Annotated in this window: 16 protein-coding genes; 3 read left to right on the top strand and 13 right to left on the bottom strand. The window is 66.4% G+C overall.

Annotation, left to right across the window (positions count from 1 at the left end):
• Window positions 1-129 precede the first annotated feature (129 nt).
• From ARADN35_RS0110205 to ARADN35_RS0110195, 3 genes are all read right to left on the bottom strand, one after another.
• Window positions 130-960 (bottom strand): urease accessory protein UreD, encoded by an 831-nt coding sequence (locus tag ARADN35_RS0110205; RefSeq protein ID WP_010461736.1) that lies wholly within the window; start codon window positions 958-960, stop codon window positions 130-132.
• A gap of 96 nt (window positions 961-1,056) precedes the next feature.
• Window positions 1,057-1,593, bottom strand: coding sequence for a nucleoside deaminase (locus ARADN35_RS0110200; RefSeq protein WP_010461735.1), 537 nt, complete (start codon window positions 1,591-1,593; stop codon window positions 1,057-1,059).
• 226 nt (window positions 1,594-1,819) lie between these two features.
• Window positions 1,820-2,869 (bottom strand): patatin-like phospholipase family protein, encoded by a 1,050-nt coding sequence (locus ARADN35_RS0110195; RefSeq protein ID WP_010461734.1) that lies wholly within the window; start codon window positions 2,867-2,869, stop codon window positions 1,820-1,822.
• A 490-nt stretch (window positions 2,870-3,359) separates the two neighbouring features.
• Between ARADN35_RS0110195 and ARADN35_RS0110190 the strand changes: the two genes are divergently transcribed.
• Window positions 3,360-3,719: a hypothetical protein gene (locus ARADN35_RS0110190; RefSeq protein ID WP_010461732.1), complete on the top strand. Its 360-nt coding sequence runs from the start codon at window positions 3,360-3,362 to the stop codon at window positions 3,717-3,719.
• A complete protein-coding gene (locus tag ARADN35_RS26180; protein ID WP_010461730.1) occupies window positions 3,716-4,345 on the top strand; it encodes a hypothetical protein in 630 nt (209 codons plus the stop codon). Before ARADN35_RS0110190 ends, ARADN35_RS26180 begins: the two co-directional genes overlap by 4 nt.
• A gap of 87 nt (window positions 4,346-4,432) precedes the next feature.
• On the opposite strand, the gene ARADN35_RS0110180 is transcribed toward ARADN35_RS26180, so the two are convergent.
• The 9 genes from ARADN35_RS0110180 to ARADN35_RS0110140 all read right to left on the bottom strand — a co-directional run bounded on the left by ARADN35_RS0110180 (window position 4,433) and on the right by ARADN35_RS0110140 (window position 16,433).
• The gene (locus ARADN35_RS0110180; RefSeq protein WP_010461728.1) at window positions 4,433-5,200 is read right to left on the bottom strand and encodes an ABC transporter permease; all 768 of its coding nucleotides are present in this window, start codon (window positions 5,198-5,200) and stop codon (window positions 4,433-4,435) included.
• Window positions 5,201-5,224: 24 nt separating this feature from the next.
• A complete protein-coding gene (locus tag ARADN35_RS0110175) occupies window positions 5,225-6,049 on the bottom strand; it encodes an ABC transporter ATP-binding protein (RefSeq protein WP_010461726.1) in 825 nt (274 codons plus the stop codon).
• Window positions 6,050-6,156: 107 nt separating this feature from the next.
• Window positions 6,157-7,188, bottom strand: coding sequence for an ABC transporter substrate-binding protein (locus tag ARADN35_RS0110170; protein WP_010461725.1), 1,032 nt, complete (start codon window positions 7,186-7,188; stop codon window positions 6,157-6,159).
• 239 nt (window positions 7,189-7,427) lie between these two features.
• Window positions 7,428-9,734, bottom strand: a complete 2,307-nt coding sequence (locus ARADN35_RS0110165; protein WP_010461724.1) for an NADP-dependent malic enzyme — start codon at window positions 9,732-9,734, stop codon at window positions 7,428-7,430.
• A gap of 195 nt (window positions 9,735-9,929) precedes the next feature.
• Entirely contained in the window at window positions 9,930-11,417 is a 1,488-nt protein-coding gene (locus ARADN35_RS0110160) for a nucleobase:cation symporter-2 family protein (RefSeq protein ID WP_010461723.1), read from the bottom strand.
• A gap of 206 nt (window positions 11,418-11,623) precedes the next feature.
• Window positions 11,624-12,328, bottom strand: coding sequence for a GntR family transcriptional regulator (locus ARADN35_RS0110155; RefSeq protein WP_010461722.1), 705 nt, complete (start codon window positions 12,326-12,328; stop codon window positions 11,624-11,626).
• Window positions 12,329-12,341: 13 nt separating this feature from the next.
• Window positions 12,342-14,183 (bottom strand): methyl-accepting chemotaxis protein, encoded by a 1,842-nt coding sequence (locus ARADN35_RS0110150; RefSeq protein ID WP_010461721.1) that lies wholly within the window; start codon window positions 14,181-14,183, stop codon window positions 12,342-12,344.
• An 84-nt stretch (window positions 14,184-14,267) separates the two neighbouring features.
• Window positions 14,268-15,101 carry a transporter substrate-binding domain-containing protein gene (locus tag ARADN35_RS26175; RefSeq protein ID WP_010461720.1) on the bottom strand — a complete coding sequence of 278 codons (834 nt, stop codon included), beginning with the start codon at window positions 15,099-15,101 and terminating at the stop codon, window positions 14,268-14,270.
• 51 nt (window positions 15,102-15,152) lie between these two features.
• On the bottom strand, window positions 15,153-16,433 hold the full coding sequence (locus tag ARADN35_RS0110140) for a C4-dicarboxylate transporter DctA (protein WP_010461719.1): 1,281 nt from the start codon (window positions 16,431-16,433) through the stop codon (window positions 15,153-15,155).
• A 213-nt stretch (window positions 16,434-16,646) separates the two neighbouring features.
• On the opposite strand from ARADN35_RS0110140, the gene ARADN35_RS0110135 reads away from it, so the two are divergent.
• Window positions 16,647-18,017, top strand: a complete 1,371-nt coding sequence (locus ARADN35_RS0110135; RefSeq protein WP_010461718.1) for a glycerate kinase type-2 family protein — start codon at window positions 16,647-16,649, stop codon at window positions 18,015-18,017.
• 318 nt (window positions 18,018-18,335) lie between these two features.
• Here the strand turns inward: ARADN35_RS0110135 and ARADN35_RS0110130 are convergent, their stop codons facing one another.
• Window positions 18,336-19,265 carry a LysR family transcriptional regulator gene (locus tag ARADN35_RS0110130; RefSeq protein ID WP_010461717.1) on the bottom strand — a complete coding sequence of 310 codons (930 nt, stop codon included), beginning with the start codon at window positions 19,263-19,265 and terminating at the stop codon, window positions 18,336-18,338.
• Window positions 19,266-19,356: the final 91 nt, after the last annotated feature.

Below are 19,356 nucleotides of genomic sequence, written 5' to 3'. Positions count from 1 at the left end.
ACGGGGCTTGGCGATGCGTCCGGGATTGGGAGGCCCTTGGAGGCCCTCTGAAGGGTATGGAGACGGCACATCCGTCTTCCTGCAGGTCCGTGTCGAAAGGATGGGCTGCAAAGCGCCTGAGCTCTTGCGCTACATCGCCCAAATCCGCGGCGCCTCGCCAGCCAGTTCCCACAGCGCCTGCCGCCATGCCGTTCGCACGGCCTTGAGCAACTGCATCGCTGGCTCCACCTGCGGCGCCAGCACGCGGACCACGACCATCTGCGCATTGGGGCTGGTGGCCCCTGCGGTCGCCTTGAGCGCATGGGTGTCCATCACGGCGCGGGCGGTGTCCAGCGAGGTGTCGCGCCGCGCCCGGTCCAGCGGAGCGCCCGCCGCAAAAAACAGGCTGGCTACACAGCGGTGCCCGGCCAGTCCCAGCGGGCTGTGCATCAGCCGGTGGTCGGCCGCGTGGATGGCGCCGCGCTCCAGCCACAGGCCGGGCACTTCAAGGTGCTGCACGAACCGGCCGGTTTCAAAGGGTTGGTCGGCGTGGGGCAGGCCCAGGGCCGTCACGTCCCAGCCCATGCATTCGGCGCCGGGTGCAAGGTTCAGCGTGAGGTGGTTCTCGGCATTGCAGGCGTTGTAGCAAAGCGCCTCCAGTGGCAACCATTCCAGCCGCGCACCTTCGGCGAGCGTGAGGTGGCTGCGCTGCAGCGCCAGCGGGCCGGTGGATCGGTAAAAGCGTGTGGCGCCGGGGGTGGTGACCAGGCCATGGGCGCCCGGGCCCACGGTGGCGGTGATGTCCAGCGTGTCGCCACCCACCAGGCCACCGGGTGGGTGCACCAGCACGTTGTGGCACACCGCATCGCCCTCCGGGTACAGGCTTTGCAGAATGCGCAGTGGCCCGTTGTGTTCATAGCGCGCGACGGTGCGGGCGTTTTCTACCGAGTAGTTCAGCTGCAGGCGCGCGTGCCAAGGCATGGTTTGGGTGGTTTGCTATTAAATAAGTAGCTAATTATGCCCTGCAGATAAGCGGTAGAGGCCAAAAACACTTGAAAATTGGCAACGCCTGCCCGCTCAGGACGACCAGAACCCCACGTGCGGCGCGCTGGCTTCGGCCACCAGGGCGGGGCCGATGCATTCGATGAAGCGGGGCGATGCAGCCAGCACGTCGCGCCCCGAAAGGGCCGCTGCAGCCGTACCGTCCCGTTGGGCGCGCGTGCCCTGCATGGCTCGCAGGCGCGCCGCGTCGATACCAAACACCACACGGCCGATGCCCGACCAGAAGATGGCGCCCGCACACATCACACAGGGCTCGGCCGACGTGTAGAGCGTGGCCTGGGCCAGCGTGTCGCGGTCCACACGCGCGCTGATCTGGCGCACAGCATTGGTCTCGGCGTGGCCGGTGCAGTCCCCCGTCTCGACGGTGTTGCAATACGCCTCGGACAGCAGCTCGCCCCGCGCGCTGATCACCACCGCACCAAACGGCGGGTTGCCGCGCGCGCGGGCCCGGCACGACCACGCGATGGCCTGGCGCAGGTAGGCGCCGTCGTTGGCGGCAATGGCCGAGGGGGCATCGGGCTGAGGGGGCGCTGCGGGCATGAGGGCAGGCATGGAGTGTCTCCGGGCTGTGGGGTGTTGTGCCCAGCCGCATGCATGGGGCATGCCAAGAACATTGTGTGACATGCATGCATGCTTTTATGCGGCGCCGCCTGAACTGCAGGCTTGAGGGCTGAGCCCGCAGCAGTCGCAGCAGCCGTTTCCGCCAAGCGGTGGAAGTCGAAAGCCTGGCGCTGCGCCGTGCGCTTCACGTCACTTCGCTTCGCCAAGCCGTCCTGGCCTACCTGGTGGCTGGCGCAGGGCACCCCTTGCCCATTCCCGCCATGCCCGCCAACCGCTGCAGGCGTGAGCGGTTGTCCAAACACGCCTTGTGCTCGGCCTCCAGCACCTTCTGCTGGGTCTGTTGCGCGGCGCGGGCGCGCTCGGCCTGCAATTGCGCAATGCGTTCGCGGATCTGCGGCATCACGGCCAGGGCCGCCTTTTCGCCTTCCACGATGGCGCTGGCGCGCTGGCTGAAATCGGCCGGGCCGATGTCCAGCACTTTGGGGCGGATGACCACGTCGGCGCGCGCCAGTTCGGCCTCGCCCAGCTTCTGGCCCATGATGGCAATCGACTGGTTCAGCGCGCCCAGCATGTTGCCCGGCGTCTGGCCCCGGGCCTTGTTGGAGATGTCCACGGCAATCACGATGTCGGCACCCAGCTGGCGCGCGGCGTCGACGGGTACGGGGCTCACGATGCCGCCGTCGACAAAGTGGTACTTGCCAATGGAGACGGGCTGGAACACGCCGGGCACGCTGCTCGATGCACGCACCGCCTGCCCCGTGTTGCCGCGTGCGAACACGGTGCGCTCGCCGTCTTCGAGCCGTGTGGCCACCACCACGAAGGGCTTGGCCATCTGCTCCAGCGGCTTGCGGCGCACCTGCTCGTTCACATAGTCTTCCAGCTTCTGGCCCAGCACCAGGCCGCCCGAGGAAAGCTGCAGGTCGCGGATCTTGGCTTCGTCCAGCGCCACGGCCTTCTCCTGCATCTCGAACGCGTTCATGCCGCTGGCGTACAGCGCGCCCACCACGCTGCCTGCGCTGGTGCCGGAGACGACGGCGGGCGCGAAGCCATTGGCTTCCAGCATCTTGATCACACCGATGTGTGCAAAACCCTTGGCTGCGCCGCCGCCCAAGGCGATGCCCACCTTGATGGGGCCGCCTGCGGGTGCCACAGCGGTCGTGGTGGCCGGTGCGGTCGCTGCGGGCTGGGTGGGTTGTGTGCCACCGCACGCCGCAAGGCCTGCGCAACCCAGAAGCGCCCAAGGCCGCAAGAAGATGTCCAACCGCATGTGCAGGATCCTGTTGTCAACGGAGGCGGCGAGTGTAGCGGCAGGGGGGAGGCCCGGGTACTGGTAGTGTCAAATGCTCCTGAAAGTGGAGCAATAAATCATTTGCAGACAAGCGGTAGGCGGTACTTAGGCCGCAGAACGGTAGAGCCGGTGCGCCAGTGCTTCATTCACCCCTGCGCCATTCCGTTTCAGCGCGCCGTATCCCGGCTGACTTGCTTGGCATTCCGCGCGCGTCCAGCCGGTGGCGTGCCTTTCGATGAGGCTGAGCAGTCCATGCAAAGACGTCGGCCTTCTGCTGATCAGTGCAGTTCGTACACGCTGGGTACCAACGAACGCCCGCGTGATGGCTGGGTGAGCCCTCGCTACAAGCTCAAGCGGACGAAATACACCGTGCTTATCGGCATGCTTGAACAAATTGTCACAAGCCACGGTATCGCCGTTACCTACACTGCCACGTCCTTTTTCGGGCTGCCTTCCATCACCATCCAGCATGGCCAAACCTGTCGTCGCTGTCATCCACGGCACCATCATCGCCGGCGGCCAGCTGAGCCAAGCCACCATCCTGGCTGTCAACCAGGCGGCCACCAAGGCGTGGGCGCAATGGCGCCGGTTCGTGGCGTATGCCGGCGGGGTCGAGGCTGGTGGCTCGCTGGCCGGGCGCGCCAGCAATCCGGGCAGTGCGCACGACTCGCCGCTCAAGATCGACAACGTCGCCAAACGATCTCGGGGAGTGGGAGAAAGCGGGCGTCTGCCGGGACAAGGACGTCAACCCGCAGATCGACGTGCTGGTGCCTGTGGGGTGGCGGCCAGCGAGGGCGTCATTGCGGGTATCGAGGTGCCTCGGTCATGAAGCGCCTGGGGCTTGTGGCTTTGCTCGTTGCGGCCCACACACTGGTGCCCGCTGGAGATCAGGCCGCTGTGGGTTGCCAGAGCGTCAAGCTGGTGCTTGACAAGCGGGTCACCCCCCGTGAACTGGCCCGTTTTTGGGCCAGCGGCGAGCAGGCCACCGGCGCGCCGGCTGTGTTGCAGCTGCAAGGTTGCAACGGCGAATTGCTGGACAGCATGACGCTGGAGGCGCCTCTGGCCAAGCTGGACTCCGCTCTTTTGCGTGGCGTGCGCAGCCCCACTGTTCTGGTGACGGTGGATCTGACGGCACCTGTGGGCAGCTACAGTGGACCGCAGACCAAGCTGGTCCAGGTCGAAGGAAACCGACTGACCTACGCGCAGGCCCGCGCTGCGGATGGCCACCTGCAGCCCATCGTACTGGCCCAGACGGGCAAAGCGGCGTGGAAGAAAGTGCGGGTGGGAGCGGTAGACCAGCTTCTGGCGGTCCGCAGCGAGCCCCGGGACGGGAAGTTCACGACCAGCTATCGCAGCTATGTCCACGGAAAGCGGGGCTGGACCGTGCGTGTACGGTCACGGCCCGGACTGTGGGAGTCGGATGGCGAATTCCCTTCGCGGCGGTCCTTCCCCTGAGCAGCGGGCCGCAGGCCGGTCAACGGCCGTGTTGTCACGACGGCTGGGTGTGCGGGTACCGCGCGCCCTGGGTGTCCGCCGAGGGCTTCACTCCCCTTGCGACCCCCGGTGCGCCCATCCGGTGGTGCGCTTCTCGATGGCGCTGAACAGTTCGTACATGGCCATGGCCATGGCGCCCACCACCATCAGACCCGCAAATGCCAGGCCCATCTGCATGGACGAGCCCGCGCTGATGAGCAGGTAGCCAATGCCTTCGTTCGCGGCGGTCATCTCCGACACCGTCGTGCCCACAAAGGCGAGCGTGATCGCCACCTTGAGCGAGCCGTAGAAGTACGGCATGGAGCGCGGCAGGCCGACCTTGGTCAGCACGTCCCAGCGCTTGGCGCCCAGCACGCGCAACACGTCTTCCAGCTCGGGCTCCAGGGTGGCCAGCCCCGTGGCGATGTTGACCATGATGGGGAAGAAGCTGATGAGAAACGCCGTGAGGATGGCCGGCCCCACGCCAATGCCGAACCACACCACCAGGATGGGGACGAACGCGGCCTTGGGCAGCGCGTTGAAGGCCGTCATCAGCGGGTACACGGCGGCATAGGCCAGGCGTGAGCTGCCGATCACAAAACCCAGCAGCACGCCCACCACGATGGCGATGCCAAAGCCCGCCATGGTGACCCAGTAGGTGCGCCAGGCGTGGGCGGCGATCACGCCCCCGAACTCGACCAGCTGCGTGCCGATGGCCCAGGGGCTGGGGAAAATGAATTCAGAGACATTGAAGGCCGAGCAGATGATCTGCCACAGCAGGATGATCGCGACCAGCAGGATCCAGGGCGACCAGCGTTCTACGGTTTTCTTGTGCATGGTGGTGATGAACGCGGTCTGCGTCTATTGGGCGATGGGCGCGCCGCTTTGGCGCAGCGCACCGATGTGGCCGCGCAGCTCGTGCACGATGTCGGTGAACTCTTTGGTGTAGGTGATTTCCAGGTCGCGCGGGCGGGGCAGATCGATCTCCTTCTTCACCACAAAACGGCCCGGGCTCTTGCTCATCACATACACCGTGTCGGCCAGGAAGACCGACTCGCGCAGGTCGTGGGTGACCAGGATCACGTTGAATTTTTGCTCGGCCCACAGGTCGCGCAGGATGCACCACAGCTCCTCGCGCGTGAACGCATCGAGCGCGCCAAAGGGCTCGTCGAGCAGCAGCATCTTGGGCTCGTGGATCAGCGCGCGGCAGATGCTGGCGCGCTGCTGCATGCCCCCCGACAGCTGCCAGGGGAACTTGTCTTCGTAGCCGCCCAGGCCCACCTTCTGGAGCAGCTTGCGGGCACGCTCTTCGTACTCCTTGCGCTTTTGCTTGAAGTGGCTGCGGTAGGGCTCGACGATTTCCAGCGGCAGCAGCACGTTGTCCACCGTGGTGCGCCAGGGCAGCAGCGAGGGCGCCTGAAACGCCATGCCCGAGACCTTGAGCGGCCCCGTCACGGGCTGGCCGTCGATGAGGATCTTGCCCATCGACGGCATCTTCAGCCCCGTGGCCAGTTTCATGAAGGTGGACTTGCCGCAACCCGAAGGGCCGACGATGGCGATGAACTCGCCCTGCCGCACCTGCAGGTCGATGGCCTCCACCGCAAACTGGTTCTTCGCGCGCAGCTCGTCGTTGTAGGCGAGCCAGACATCACGGAAGTCCACAAAATAGGAGTCGGCAGCCTGCATGGGTAGAAGATTTTTAATGAAAATGGCCGCTGGCGCTTGATAGATAAGCGCAAGAAGCTATTAAATTGATAGTAAACAGGCAGTGCTTGACGAACTTGCTTGCTTGTTTACTTCTTCGGCAGGATGTTCAACTCGGCCGCGCTGGGCAGAAAGCTGGCGTTCCACACATCGTCGGCGTTCACGCGCGTCTTGGTGTTGAACGCGTCCGACACCTGGGAGGCCATCAGCGACAGGCGGCCGGGTTTGGCCTGGCCAAAACCTTCGGCGCGTGCATCGGGGCTGTTGATGACGGTGTCGATGGCCAGTTGCAGGCGGCGGGTTTCGAGCGGCACGTTCACGATGCCGTCGCGCGCCTTCACGTGTTCGATGGCGGCTGCCGGGTTGGCGATGACGTCCTTGGCGCCCTTGGTGAAGGCCGAGAGGAAGGCCTTGACGGCGGCCGGGTTCTCCTTGATGAGCTTGGGGCTGGCGATGATCACGTTGCCATACAGCTTCACGCCAAAGTCGGCATAGGGCAGCACCACCACGTCGGCGGCCTTGGCGCCGCGGGCTTCCAGGTTCAGCAGCGAGGTGAAGGTGAAGCCGGTGATGGCGTCCACGTCGCCGCGCACCAGCATGGTTTCGCGCAGCGGTGGGTCCATGGCGGTCCACTGCACAGCGCCGATGCCGTTGGCCTTCTGGAAGATAGGGAACGCGCGGCGGCCGGCGTCGAACACGGGGGCTCCCAGCTTCTTGCCGGCCAGGTCGGCGGGTTTGGTGATGCCGCTCTTCTTGAGCGCCATGACCGAGGCGGGTGTGTTGTTGTAGACCATCATCACCGCCACGGGCTTGTTCTGCGCGTCAGGGTTGTTGGCGTGGAACTCCATCACAGCGGCCAGGTCGGCAAAGCCGATGTCGTAGGTGCCTGAGGCCACGCGCTGCACCGCGCCGCCCGAGCCGTTGCCCGCATCCACCGTCACATCCAGCCCGGCGGCCTTGAAATAGCCCTTGGCCACCGGCTGCAGGAACAGCGCAGCAGGGCCTTCAAAACGCCAGTCGAGCTGGAACTTGATAGGGGTGAGCGTTTGCGCTTGCGCCAGCGAAAACGTGCTGGCAGCGGCCAGCAGTGCGGCGGATTGCAGGAACGATCGTTTTTTCATGGGGGCTCCTGTCGGGGAAGGGCTGGGGAAGGTGCCGTCAACACGGCTGGATAGCCATGGACTCAGCAAAATCGATGCCTGATTTCGCGGTAGCGCAACCAGGCATGCAGCCATTGTTCCCTGAAGTGGTGCGTGCGGGCATGCAGGGTTTCCCCACATGGTGCAAGCGCCCGCCGGTTTGCACCGCCCAGGGGATATGCCCTGGGGGTGAAGGGCTCCGCAGGCCCTTCGGTGTGCCCTTATTTGGGGCGAGCGGCCGCGCTGGCCACGGCCAGCGCCGTCATGTTGAGCACCCGGCGCACGGTGGCGGCCGGGGTCAGGATGTAGGCCGTGGCGGCGGCGCCCATCAGGATGGGGCCCACGGTCACGCCACCGCTGGTGGTGGTCTTGAGCACGTTGTAGAGGATGTTGGCGGCATCCAGGTTGGGGCAGATCAGCAGGTTGGCCGAGTCCGTCAGGGTCGAGTCCGCCATGTAGGCATTGCGGATGTTCGGCTCCAGCGCGGCATCGCCGTGCAGCTCGCCATCGCATTCGATGTCGGGGTGGGCGGCCACGAACAGGTCGCGGGCCAGCCGCATCTTCTTGGCCGATGCGCGCTTGGACGAGCCATAGCTCGAATGCGACAGGAAAGCCACCTTGGGTGGCAGGCCAAAACGCTGAACCTCCTGCACGGACATCCAGGCGATGTCGGCCAGCTGCTGGGCTGTGGGGTCTTCGTTCACGTAGGTGTCGGCAATGAAGAGCGTGCCCCGGTTGGTCATCAGCGCGTTGAGCGCGGCATAGTCGTTCACGCCCTCCTGGCGGCCGATGATGCTGTGGATGCGCTCCAGGTGTGTCTCGTACGTGCCCACCAGGCCGCAGATCATGGCGTCCGCATCGCCCAGCTTGACCATCAGCGAGGCGATGATGGTGTTGGAGCGGCGCACGGCCGCCTTGGCCACTTCGGGCGTGGCACCGTTGCGCTTCATGAGCTGGTGGTAGTGCTCCCAGTACTGGCGGAAACGGGGGTCGTCCTCGGGGTTGCATACCTCCACATCCTTGCCCAGCTGCATGCGCAGGCCGGCCTTGGCAATGCGGGCGGCGATCACGGCGGGGCGGCCGATGAGGATGGGCTGGGCGATCTTGTCGTCAATCGCCATCTGTGCGGCGCGCAGAGCACGCTCGTCCTCGCCGTCGGCGTAGGCCACGCGCTTTTGCGCGTCAGGCAGGGCCTTGGCCGCGTTGATCACGGGGCGCATCAGCATGCCAGTCTGGTAGACGAAGCGCGACAGCGTTTCCTTGTAGGCCTCCATGTCGGTGATGGGGCGCGTGGCCACGCCGGACTCCGCCGCCGCCTTGGCCACGGCGGGCGCGATCTTGAGGATCAGGCGCGAGTCGAACGGTGTGGGGATGAGGTAGTCGGGGCCAAAGGTGAGTTCCTTGCCCGCGTAGGCGCTGGCCACTTCTTCGCTGATGTCAGCTTTGGCCAGGTCGGCAATCTGGCGCACGCAGGCCAGCTTCATCGCTTCGGTGATCTTGGTGGCGCCGCAGTCGAGTGCACCCCGGAAGATGTAGGGGAAGCACAGGACGTTGTTGACCTGGTTGGGGTAGTCCGAGCGGCCCGTGGCAATGATGCAGTCGGGGCGGATGGCCTTGGCGAGTTCGGGGCGGATCTCGGGCTCGGGGTTGGCCAGCGCCAGGATGATGGGCTTCGGAGCCATGGTCTTGACCATCTCGGCGGTGAGCACGCCCGGGGCCGAGCAGCCCAGGAACACATCGGCGCCATCCACCGCATCGGCCAGCGTGCGCGCGTCGGTCTTCTGGGCATAGCGCGCCTTGGACTCGTCGTAGCCACCGGGGCGGCCTTGGTAGATCACGCCCTTGGAGTCGCACATGAAGATGTTCTCTACCTTCACGCCCAGGCCCACCATCACGTTCACGCAGGCAATGGCAGCAGCGCCAGCGCCCGAGACCGCGATCTTGACCGCGCCAATCTCCTTGTCAACCAGCTCCAGGCCGTTGAGCAGCGCTGCGCTGGAGATGATGGCCGTGCCGTGCTGGTCGTCATGGAACACCGGGATGTTCATGCGCTTGCTCAGCTCTTGCTCGATGTAGAAACACTCGGGCGCCTTGATGTCTTCGAGGTTGATGCCGCCCAGCGTGGGCTCGAGCGCCGCAATGATCTCGATGAGCTTGTCGGGGTCGCGCTCGGCCAGTTCGATGTCGAACACGTCCACGCCTGCAAACTTCTTGAACAGGCAGCCTTTGCCCTCCATCACCGGCTTGCTGGCCAGGGGGCCGATGTCGCCCAGGCCCAGCACGGCCGTGCCGTTCGTGATCACCGCCACCAGGTTGCCGCGCGAGGTGTAGTCAAACGCCTTGGACGGGTCGGCCGCGATGTCTAGGCAAGGGTAGGCCACGCCCGGCGAGTAGGCCAGCGACAGGTCGCGCTGGTTGGACAGGGGCTTGGTGGGGGTGACCGAAATCTTGCCCCGGGTGGGGTTGCGGTGGTATTCGCGCGCAGCGTCGCGCAGGGCCTGTTCGGCGGCGGAAATGTTCTGTGTCATACGGAAATCCTGGAAGTCCTCGGCGGAATGCAAAACAAGGGTACCCGATGGTGCGGCTGGCTGGCATGCAGGTTTATGCGTATGCCGCATGAATCCAAAACCCCCTGGCAGCCGGTGCGGTCAGGGGGTGGGGCCAGCAGGCTGTGGCCAGTTCTTGGATGGTGAGCATTTTCCGGGCAGCGGGCAGGCGGGACGCTAGTGGGCGTCGGCCTGGCGTGCGGCGTTCACAGCGGCGGAGGTGTCGCGGCTGGCGCCATTGAAGAAAACGTTCAGGGCCACGGCCGCGATCGAGGCCAGCAGGATACCGGATTCGATCAGGGGGTGGATGGCATGCGGCATCCACTGGCGGAAGTTGGGCGCGATGAGCGGGATCATGCCCACGCCGATCGACACGGCCACGATCATGGCGTTGAAGCGGTTGTGCTTGAAATCCACCCCGCCCAGGATGCGGATGCCGGTGGCCGCCACCATGCCGAACATCACCAGCCCGGCGCCACCCAGCACCATGGTGGGCAGCGATTCGACCAGCGCCGCCATCTTGGGCAGCACGCCCAGCACGATCAGGATCACGCCGCCGGCCACGCAGACAAAGCGGCTCTTGACGCCGGTGACGGCCACCAGCCCCACGTTCTGCGAGAAGCTGGTGTACGGAAAGGTGTTGAAGATTCCGCCCAGCAGCGTGCCCAGGCCATCCGTGCGCAGGCCGCGCGTCAGAGCGGCCTGGTCCACCTTGCGGTCGGTCATCTCGCCCAGGGCCAGGAACATGCCGGTGGATTCGATCATCACCACGATCATCACCAGCGTCATGGTCAGGATCAGGATGGGGTCGAACACGGGGCCGGCGATCTCGAACGGCAGCACCAGGTCAAACCACTGCGCCTTGGCCACCTTGTCGAAGTTCATCATGCCCAGCGCCACGGCCACCACCGCACCAATGACGATGCCCAGCAGCACCGAGATGTTGGCGATGAAGCCCTTGGCAAACTTGGCGATCAGCAGGATGGACAGCAGCACCAGGCCCGAGATGCCCACGCCGGTCAGGTCGGCGTATTTGGGGTTGGGCACCGTGGGCACCACCGCAAAGCCCTTGGGCACGGGGGGCAGGGACGAGCCGGGTGCCCCGGCGACGGACTGCATCTCGCTGAGCCACTTGATGTGCTCGGGGTTCACCACATTGGGCGCCGTGGGGCCCACTGGGTTGCCAAAGATCCAGTTGATGCCCACGCGCATCAGACTGATGCCGATGACCGCAATGATGGTGCCGGTGACCACGGGCGGAAAAAACCGCAGCATGCGGCTCACCAGTGGCGCGATCAGGATGGAGATGACGCCCGCCCCGATCACCGATCCAAAGATCAGTCCGGCTCCGGCCGTGCCTCCCGTGCTTTGTGCCATCGAGATCATCGGGGCCACCGAGGCAAAGGTCACGCCCATCATCACGGGCAGCTGGATGCCGAACCAGCGCGACGCCCCCAGTGCCTGGATCAGCGTGACCAGCCCACAGACGAACAGGTCGGCAGAGATCAGCTTGGCCACCTGGTCGGGTGTGAGGTTGAGCGCCCGCCCCACGATGAGTGGCACGGCCACCGCGCCGGCGTACATCACCAGCACATGCTGAAGGCCCAGCGCCGTAAGTCGCCCCAGGGGCAGGTGTTCGTCCACGGGGTGTACGGGTAGGTTCATGGCGTGTCCTTAGGGTGGATCAGTGTGAATACGAAATGGGTACTGGTGCGAAATGGTGCACAACAGTCCATACAAAAATCGTATACAAAATGACGGGACGCGCTTATCCCGGTAAACCCTTAGAACGGGCAGCCGCAAACCGCTGCCCCGAAACGTGGGCTGCTGGGGGCGTTGGGGGCTGGGGCGCGCAGCGCCTGCGGCTGGACCTAGCCCCGATGCGTGGATGCTGCCTTGGCGCGTTGGCCGGTCAGCGGTGCCAGGGATTCACGCAGCCGGTCCCGCACCAGCGGCTGGCCGGAGTTCAGTGCGCCTTCCACGTGGCCGATGTGGGCCAGCATGCGTTCGCGGGCCAGCACGGTGTCGCCGGCCTCCAGGGCCTCCACGATGGCGGCGTGTTCGGCGCAGGACTGGCTGGCCGCGTGCTGCGACTGGTACAGCGAGGCCGCCAGCGTGGTGCGCGCCGTGAGGTCGCGCAGGATGTCACTGAGGCTGCGGTGGCCCATTGCCTCTGCCAGGCAGACATGGAAATCCGCCAGCAGGAAGGCGCGTGTGGCCGCGTCGGCGCCTTCGATGGCCTGCTGCTCATCGGCAATGTGCGCACGCAGGCGGCGGGTCACTGTCTGTAGCGGCTTGCCTGCGTCGGCCAGGATGCCCGATTCGATGATGCGCCGTGCCGAGAACGCGTCGCGCGCATCCTCCACCGAAGGCTCCACCACGTACCAACCCCGGCGTGAGCGCACTTCGACAAAGCCGCGTGCCTGCAGCTGCATCAGCGCCTCGCGCACCAGCGTGCGGCTTACGCCGAAGAGGTCGGCCAATTCCTGCTCGCCCAGGCGTTCGCCGGGGGCGAGCTTCTGCGCAAGGATGGATTCCACCACCTGTTGGGCGATCTGGGTCTGGCTCAGGCTCATGGGGTCGATTGTGTCAGCGGGGCAGGGCCGGCAAGCCCGCGTGGATGGGCGCACGCGAGGCCTCCAACTGGAAGCCGGCGACGGTGCGTGCGAGGTGGTGGGCCTGGTCGTTGAGCACGCCCGATGCGGCGGTGGACTCTTCAACCAACGCTGCATTTTGCTGCGTGGCGCGGTCCATCTCGGCCACGGCCTGGTTGATCTGGCCGATGCCGGAACTTTGCTCGGTCATGGAGCCATTGATTTCCCCCACGATCTGCGCCACGCGCTGGATGCCGTGCACGATCTCGTTCATGGTCTCGCCAACCGCGCGCACGCGCTGGGTGCCCGTGGCCACGCTGGCGCCCGAGGCGTCTATGAGCGCCCGCACCTCCCGGGCGGCCGTGGCGCTGCGGTGCGCCAGGCTGCGCACCTCGCTGGCCACCACCGCGAAGCCCCGGCCGTTCTCCCCCGCACGGGCAGCCTCCACGGCTGCGTTCAGTGCCAGGATGTTGGTCTGGAAGGCGATGGAGTCGATCACACCGATGATCTCCCCGATGCGTGCCGAGGCGTTGGAAATCTCGTCCATGGTGCTCGCGGCGTCCGCCACCACCTCGCCGCCCCGGGTGGCGGTGGCGCTGGCCGAGCGGGCCAGTTGTGCGGCCTGCGCTGCGGCATCTGCAGACTGCTGCACGGTGGCTGTGAGCTGCGACAGCGAGGCAGAGGTTTCCTGCAGGTTGCTGGCCGATGTCTCGGTGCGGTGGGACAGGTCGTGGTTGCCAGCCTTGATCTCGTCGGTGGCCGTTTTCATGGATTCCACGCCCTGGCGCACGTCCTGCAGCACGGTGCTGATCTTGTCCACGAAGGCGTTGAACGAGGACGCGATCTGCGCCACCTCGTCGTGCCCGGTGACGGGCAACCGGTGCGTCAGGTCGCCGCCACCCGAGCCGATCTCGTCCATCGCATCGCGCACCTGCGACAGCCGGCGAAAGGACTGCGCCGTGAGCAGTGCGCTGACACCCGCAGCGGCCAGCGCCAGCAACACGATGGCGATGGCCGAGGTGCGCAGCACGCCCGCCAGGCCGGCGGTGGCCTCGGCCTTGTCCAGCGCGACGACCAGGTACCAGTCGGTGCCTGCCACGGGCAGTGCGCGCAGCAGCTTGGCAGAGCCTGCCAGTGTGGCCTCCAGCGCGTGGTTGGCAACGGGCAGCGCTGCGAGCACGGCGGGAGTGAGCGCGGGCGAGAGTTCTGAGGCGGGCTTGAGCATGCGCTGCGCATCGGGGTGCGCCAGCACCAGCCCGTCCTTGTCCACCACGAAGCCCAGGCTACTGGGCGTGGGGTGCACTGCGGCCACCACGTCCTGCACGCCCTTGAGCGGAACCGCACCGCTCACAGCGCCTTGTGCCGCTCCGTCGCGCAGGATGGGCGCGGCGAACGACACAAAAGGCTCGCCCGTGGACGCGTCGCCGTAGGGCTTGGTGACCAGCAGCTTGCCGGCCTTCACCACGCTTTGGTACCAGGGGCGCGCCGTGGGGTCATAGGTGGGTGGTGTGGTGGGGCTGCTCGATACCCAGCGCTTGTCCTGCCAGCCCACCGTGGTAACGGGAAAGCCATTGGCCTTGTTCATGTGCAGGACGATGCCCTGCGGGTCGCCATGCTCCACGGCGGCAGCGGCTGCCTGCACGGCCAGGGATTTGCTCGACACCCATTTTTCGATGGCCAGCGCGTTGCCCGAGGCGATGGCCGTGAGGTTGTCCTCGATGGTCTGCAGGGTTGCCGACCGCACGATGGCATAGGTGGCGGCGCCCGTCAGCGCAAGGGCGGCAGTGACCGCCGCCGTGGTGATGAGCAGGATGCGGGTGCGGAGCGAAGTCATCATGGTGGAAGAGTTCTCGTGCCGGTGGCGGGGAACGCGCCTGCAGGCGGGGGAGGGCGGGGACCGCGCGGCGTGTGGCGCGCCTGCTCAGCCCTTGCCATCGCGGAACATCTCTGGCGACAGGCTGTGTTTGAACCAGTGCATGGCGTTGACCATGAGCGCTTGCGATGACCGGGCCTGGGCCAGAAAGGCATCGACCCGCGCCAGCAGGCGAGGCTCGTGCTTGCGCACGCCGATGTGGCAGGGGCTTTGCCGCAGCACGGCCACCCGTTTGATGCGCTCGCGCAGGGCGGTATCCGGGATGGATTCAGCCACCACATTGCCCGCCGCAAAGGCGTCGATGCTGCGGCGCACGTACGCATCAAGCATGGGGGCCGAGCTGTCGAATGCCACGGCCGTGGCGTGCGGTGCCTGGGCCTTGAACTCGGTCTCTTCCAGGCTGCCGCGCACCACGCCCACACGGCGGCCCTTGAGCGCGGCGAGGTCCGCCGGACCCGCGCCGGAGTCACTGAAGATGCCCATGTAGGTCGGTGCGTAAGCGGTGGAGAAATCGATCTCGCGCTCGCGCTCTGCGGTCTTGCCCAGGCTGGCGATGATCAGGTCCACCCGGTCTTCGAGCAGGGCGGCCAGGCGGTCGCCGCTGGCCACGGGTAGGATCTTGAGCGACACCCGCAGGTCGCTGGCCAGCATGCGCGCCACCGCAATGTCAAAGCCATCGACCACGCCGTTGCGCGTGAAGCCGAACGGCGGAAACTCTTGCGGCACTGCCACGCGCAGCACCCGGCTGCGCAGGATGCGGTCCAGCTGGTCGGGTTCGCCTTTGCCCTGGGCGGCGGCGAGGCCCCAGCCGAAGGGAAGGGCGCACAGGCCCGCAGCGCCTGCGATGGCACGGCGGCGGGTCAGAACGGTAGAAGGGGGCATGGGGTGGGCCGTGGTGTTGTGGGTTGTTATGGCTTGGCTTGTCGCATGCGGTCACTGCTGCTGCGGCGGCACGGCCTGGCCGTCCAGCACGGCGTGGGCGCGCTCGCGGTCGATATCGCCTTCCCACGCGGCGATGGCCACGGTGGCCACGCAGTTGCCGATCAGGTTGCCCAGCGCGCGGGCAATGCCCATGAACCAGTCCACCGACAGCACCAGCACCAGCCCGATGGCCGGGATGGCCGGAATGGCATGCAGCGTGGCCGCCAGTACCACGATGGCCGAGCCTGGCACGCCGTGCGCGCCCTTGGAGGTGACCAGCGAGATTGCCAGGATGGTCAGCAGGTCGGCCATGGAGATCGGCGTGTTGGTGGCCTGGGCGATGAACACGGCGGCCAGCGTGATGTAGATCGAGAACGCGTCCAGGTTGAACGAGTAGCCGGTGGGGATCACCAGGCCCACGGTTGAATCGCGAATGCCCATGTGCTTGAGCTTGGCCATGATCTGGGGCAGCACGCTGTCGGACGAGGTGGTGGCGAACACCACGGCCAGCTCCTCGCGCAGGTAGCGCAGCAGCTTGAACAGGCTGAAGCCCGAGACCCGCATGATGAGGCCCAGCACCACCACCACGAACAGGAACACCGCCGCATAGAACAGCACCACCAGCATGCCCAGTTGCTTGAGCGAGCCGATGCCGTACTTGCCCACCGTGAACGCGATGGCACCCAGCACGCCCAGCGGCGCCAGCTTGATGATCAGGCCCATGGTCTTGAAGAGCACGTGCGACAGGTCTTCGATCAGACTGGTGACCCGCGCACCGCGCTCGCCCAGCAGCGCCAGCGCGCAGCCAAAGATGATGGAGAACAGCAGCACTTGCAGCACGTCGCCATTGGCGAATGCGCTCACGGCCGTGGTGGGGATGAGCTTGAGCAAAAAGTCGCTGAAGCCGCCACCCGTGAGTTTGCTGGCGTTTTCCGCGTAGGCGCCCATGGCCTTGGGGTCCAGCGCACTCGGGTCCACGTTCATGCCCACGCCCGGCTCGAACCAGAACGCAAGCGCCAGACCCAACACCAGCGCGATGGACGTGACCACCTCGAAGTAGATCAGCGACTTGATGCCCACCCGGCCCACACGCTTCAAGTCACCCGTGCCGGCAATGCCATGCACCACCACGCAAAAGACGATGAGCGGAATCAGCATCTTGATGAGCTTGATGAAGCCGTCGCCCAGAGGCTTGAGCTGTACGGCTGTGTCGGGCCAGAACAGCCCGACGGCCACGCCGGCAATCAGGGCCAGGATCACCCGGCCGAACAAGGAGTTGAGGAAGCGGAGCATGGGAACCCTTTGACGAAAGAAAGGAGACGGTGGCACTGTGATCAATCTTGCATACAAGAACTGTAGACAAGTGTTGCGAGCCAGAACATGGGGTTATCCCGTGTTGGGCCCTGCCGTTGGGGGCCCGCCGGCGCGGTGGTGGTTGAAGCACTTTTGACTTTCACGCGCGGTTACCTTGGAGTTACTGCTCCACAATCGCCCGCGGAGACCACCATGACCAACAACGACAACGTGCCCGATCCCGTCTTCCAGCCCGCCGAGTTCCTCGAATACCTGTACCGGGTGGCCGTGCGCCGTGCGCTGCCGCTGCACAACACCGCCGCCTTTCTGCCCGCGCCGCCCAGCCGTGAGAGCGGAGGCCGCACCCTGGTGCTGGGTGCGGGCAAGGCCGGTGGCGCCATGGCGCAGGCGGTGGAGGCGCTGTGGCCGGTTGATGCGCCGCTGTCGGGCCTGGTCGTCACGCGCTACCACCACACGCCGCCGCGTGAGGCGGCGTTCCTGGGACTGCCGCCCCGGCCCGAGGGCTACCCGCAGCGCATCGAGGTGGTCGAAGCCGCGCACCCCGTGCCCGATGCGGCCGGCTTGGCCGCCGCGCAGCGCATCCTGGCGCTGACGCAGGGCCTTACCGAAAACGACCTGGTGCTGTGCCTGATCTCGGGCGGCGGCTCCGCCCTGCTCACGCTGCCGGCAGATGGCCTCACGCTCGAAGACAAGCAGCGCATCAACAAGGCCCTGCTGGAGAGCGGCGCAGCCATCGACGAAATGAACTGCGTGCGCAAGCACCTCTCGCGCATCAAGGGCGGGCGGCTGGCGGCGGCCTGCGCACCTGCGCGGGTGGTCACGCTCACCATCAGCGATGTGCCCGGCGACGACCCTTCGGTGATCGCCAGCGGCCCCACCGTGCCCGACGCCACCACCTGCGCCGATGCGCTGGCCATCCTGGCGCGCTATGGCATCGACGTGCCCCCCGCAGTGCGCGTTGCACTGGAAGCAGGCGCGCTGGAAACCCCCAAGCCCGGCGACGCCGTGTTTGCGAACCATGTAGTGCACATGACGGCCACGCCCCAGCAGTCGCTGGAGGCCGCTGCCGAGGCCGCGCGTGCGGCCGGTGTGGCTGCGTACATCCTCTCCGACGAGATCGAAGGCGAATCGCGCGAGGTGGGCAAGGTGCACGCCGCGCTGGCCCGCGCTGTGGCAAGGCATGGCCAGCCGTTTGCACGGCCCTGCGTGATCCTCTCGGGCGGCGAGACCACCGTCACCATCCGCCCGCGCGCACCCGGCGCTGCCAAGGGCCGGGGCGGCCGGGCGGGCGAGTTCTGCATGGGGCTCGCGCAGGCGCTACAGGGCCAGCCTGGTGTGTGGGCGTTGGCTGCGGACACCGACGGTATCGACGGCGTGGAAGACAACGCCGGCGCGCGTGTGGTGCCCGACACCCTGGCGCGTGCCACCTCGCACGGCCTGTCCATCGCGGACCATCTGGACCGCAACGATGCGTATGGTTATTTCGATGCGCTGGGCGATCTGGTTGTCACGGGGCCCACGCACACCAACGTCAATGACTTCCGGGCGATCCTGATTTTGTAGCGGTTGGCGGTGGCTGTGCCTGGGCTGCAGGGCGATAAGGTCCAGGGTTTTTGCTGGCGCTGTGCCTGATCATTACCCCTCTCCCCAGCCCTCTCCCGCAAGGGGAGAGGGAGCTTGATGGGCGTCACGACGGCCAGGATGTTTGCAACGGCTGCGCCTGCGGCCATGCTTGAAGGCTGCAGCAAAAGCGGCTGACTCGGCCAAGACCGTACAACCACCACCGGCGTACCTTTCTTAACCCCCTCTCCCCTCGCGGGAGAGGGTTGGGGAGAGAGGGCCTCCAATTAGGGCGCAACCTCGTCATCTCCCAGCCATCCTTTACTTCCTCGCAGCCCCCTCACGCGGCAAAGCGTCAACCCAGTCCTTGCCAAACCGCCCCTGCAAAAACGCGACGAAGGCCTGCACCTTCTGCGGCACCAGCCGCGGTGACGGGTATACCGCATGGATCTCCTGCTCGGGCAGGCGGCAGGTCTTGAGCACCTCCACCACGCGCCCTGCCGCCAGCGATTCCACCGCCACGTAGTGCGGCAGCGCCGCGATGCCCATGTGCGCGCGCGCCGCCGCCAGCAGCGCAGAGAGGTTGTTGGACCGCAGCCGCCCGGTGACGGGCACCGACACCGCCTCGCCGCTCGCATTGCGCAACCGCCACAGGTCGTTGCCCTGCACGCTGCTGTAGATCAGCGCCGAATGGTCCTTCAGGTCCGACGGCCGGCGCGGCGTGCCGTGGCGGCGCAGGTAGGTGGGCGAGGCCACCAGCACCCAGGGGTTCATGCCCAGCGTGCGCGCACCCAGGGCCGAGTCGGCCAGCTTGCCCAGGCGGATCGCCACATCGATGCCGTGGGCCACCAGGTCGGTGTAGCGGTCCTCAAAGCTCAGGTCCAGTTGCACCTGCGGGTTCTGGGCCATGAACTCCAGCGCCAGCGGCACCACCACGCGCCGCCCGAAAGCCACCGAGCTGCCGACCCGCAGCTGGCCGTGCACCTGCGTCTGGCGCACGCGCACCACGCTCTCGGCCTCGGCCACGTCGGTCACGATGGCCTTGCACTTCTCGTAGTACAGCGCGCCGGGCTCGGTCAGGCTCACGCCGCGCGTGTTGCGGTTGAGCAGCCGCACCTTCAGGTGTGCTTCCATCGCCGCCACCTGCTTGGTCACCGTGGGCTGCGTGGTGGCGAACTCGCGGGCCACCTTGGTGAAGCTGCCGGTCTCCACCACCCGCACGAACATTTCCATGGCATCGAGCCGGTCCATCGTGGTTGTCTCCTGTGTTGTGCATGGTGGCGTGGGCGTGCGCCGTGGCTTATTCCTGTGTGGAATAAATTTTATGGTCTGCCGCCACCTT

This window comes from Acidovorax radicis N35 (genome assembly GCF_000204195.1).
Classification (GTDB): Bacteria; Pseudomonadota; Gammaproteobacteria; order Burkholderiales; family Burkholderiaceae_C; genus Acidovorax; species Acidovorax radicis.
The sequence above is the reverse complement of the archived record's forward strand: the minus strand, read 5'-3'. Positions and strand labels throughout refer to the sequence as shown.

What these genes read in the sequence shown, in the direction of transcription:
- ARADN35_RS0110130 (WP_010461717.1), bottom strand. Translation starts at nt 19,265, where the DNA reads ATGGACCGGCTCGATGCCATGGAAATGTTCGTGCGGGTGGTGGAGACC.
- ARADN35_RS0110170 (WP_010461725.1), bottom strand. Translation starts at nt 7,188, where the DNA reads ATGAAAAAACGATCGTTCCTGCAATCCGCCGCACTGCTGGCCGCTGCC.
- ARADN35_RS0110180 (WP_010461728.1), bottom strand. Translation starts at nt 5,200, where the DNA reads ATGCACAAGAAAACCGTAGAACGCTGGTCGCCCTGGATCCTGCTGGTC.
- ARADN35_RS0110150 (WP_010461721.1), bottom strand. Translation starts at nt 14,183, where the DNA reads ATGATGACTTCGCTCCGCACCCGCATCCTGCTCATCACCACGGCGGCG.
- ARADN35_RS0110205 (WP_010461736.1), bottom strand. Translation starts at nt 960, where the DNA reads ATGCCTTGGCACGCGCGCCTGCAGCTGAACTACTCGGTAGAAAACGCC.
- ARADN35_RS26180 (WP_010461730.1), top strand. Translation starts at nt 3,716, where the DNA reads ATGAAGCGCCTGGGGCTTGTGGCTTTGCTCGTTGCGGCCCACACACTG.
- ARADN35_RS26175 (WP_010461720.1), bottom strand. Translation starts at nt 15,101, where the DNA reads ATGCCCCCTTCTACCGTTCTGACCCGCCGCCGTGCCATCGCAGGCGCT.
- ARADN35_RS0110175 (WP_010461726.1), bottom strand. Translation starts at nt 6,049, where the DNA reads ATGCAGGCTGCCGACTCCTATTTTGTGGACTTCCGTGATGTCTGGCTC.
- ARADN35_RS0110190 (WP_010461732.1), top strand. Translation starts at nt 3,360, where the DNA reads ATGGCCAAACCTGTCGTCGCTGTCATCCACGGCACCATCATCGCCGGC.
- ARADN35_RS0110140 (WP_010461719.1), bottom strand. Translation starts at nt 16,433, where the DNA reads ATGCTCCGCTTCCTCAACTCCTTGTTCGGCCGGGTGATCCTGGCCCTG.
- ARADN35_RS0110155 (WP_010461722.1), bottom strand. Translation starts at nt 12,328, where the DNA reads ATGAGCCTGAGCCAGACCCAGATCGCCCAACAGGTGGTGGAATCCATC.
- ARADN35_RS0110135 (WP_010461718.1), top strand. Translation starts at nt 16,647, where the DNA reads ATGACCAACAACGACAACGTGCCCGATCCCGTCTTCCAGCCCGCCGAG.
- ARADN35_RS0110165 (WP_010461724.1), bottom strand. Translation starts at nt 9,734, where the DNA reads ATGACACAGAACATTTCCGCCGCCGAACAGGCCCTGCGCGACGCTGCG.
- ARADN35_RS0110160 (WP_010461723.1), bottom strand. Translation starts at nt 11,417, where the DNA reads ATGAACCTACCCGTACACCCCGTGGACGAACACCTGCCCCTGGGGCGA.
- ARADN35_RS0110195 (WP_010461734.1), bottom strand. Translation starts at nt 2,869, where the DNA reads ATGCGGTTGGACATCTTCTTGCGGCCTTGGGCGCTTCTGGGTTGCGCA.
- ARADN35_RS0110200 (WP_010461735.1), bottom strand. Translation starts at nt 1,593, where the DNA reads ATGCCTGCCCTCATGCCCGCAGCGCCCCCTCAGCCCGATGCCCCCTCG.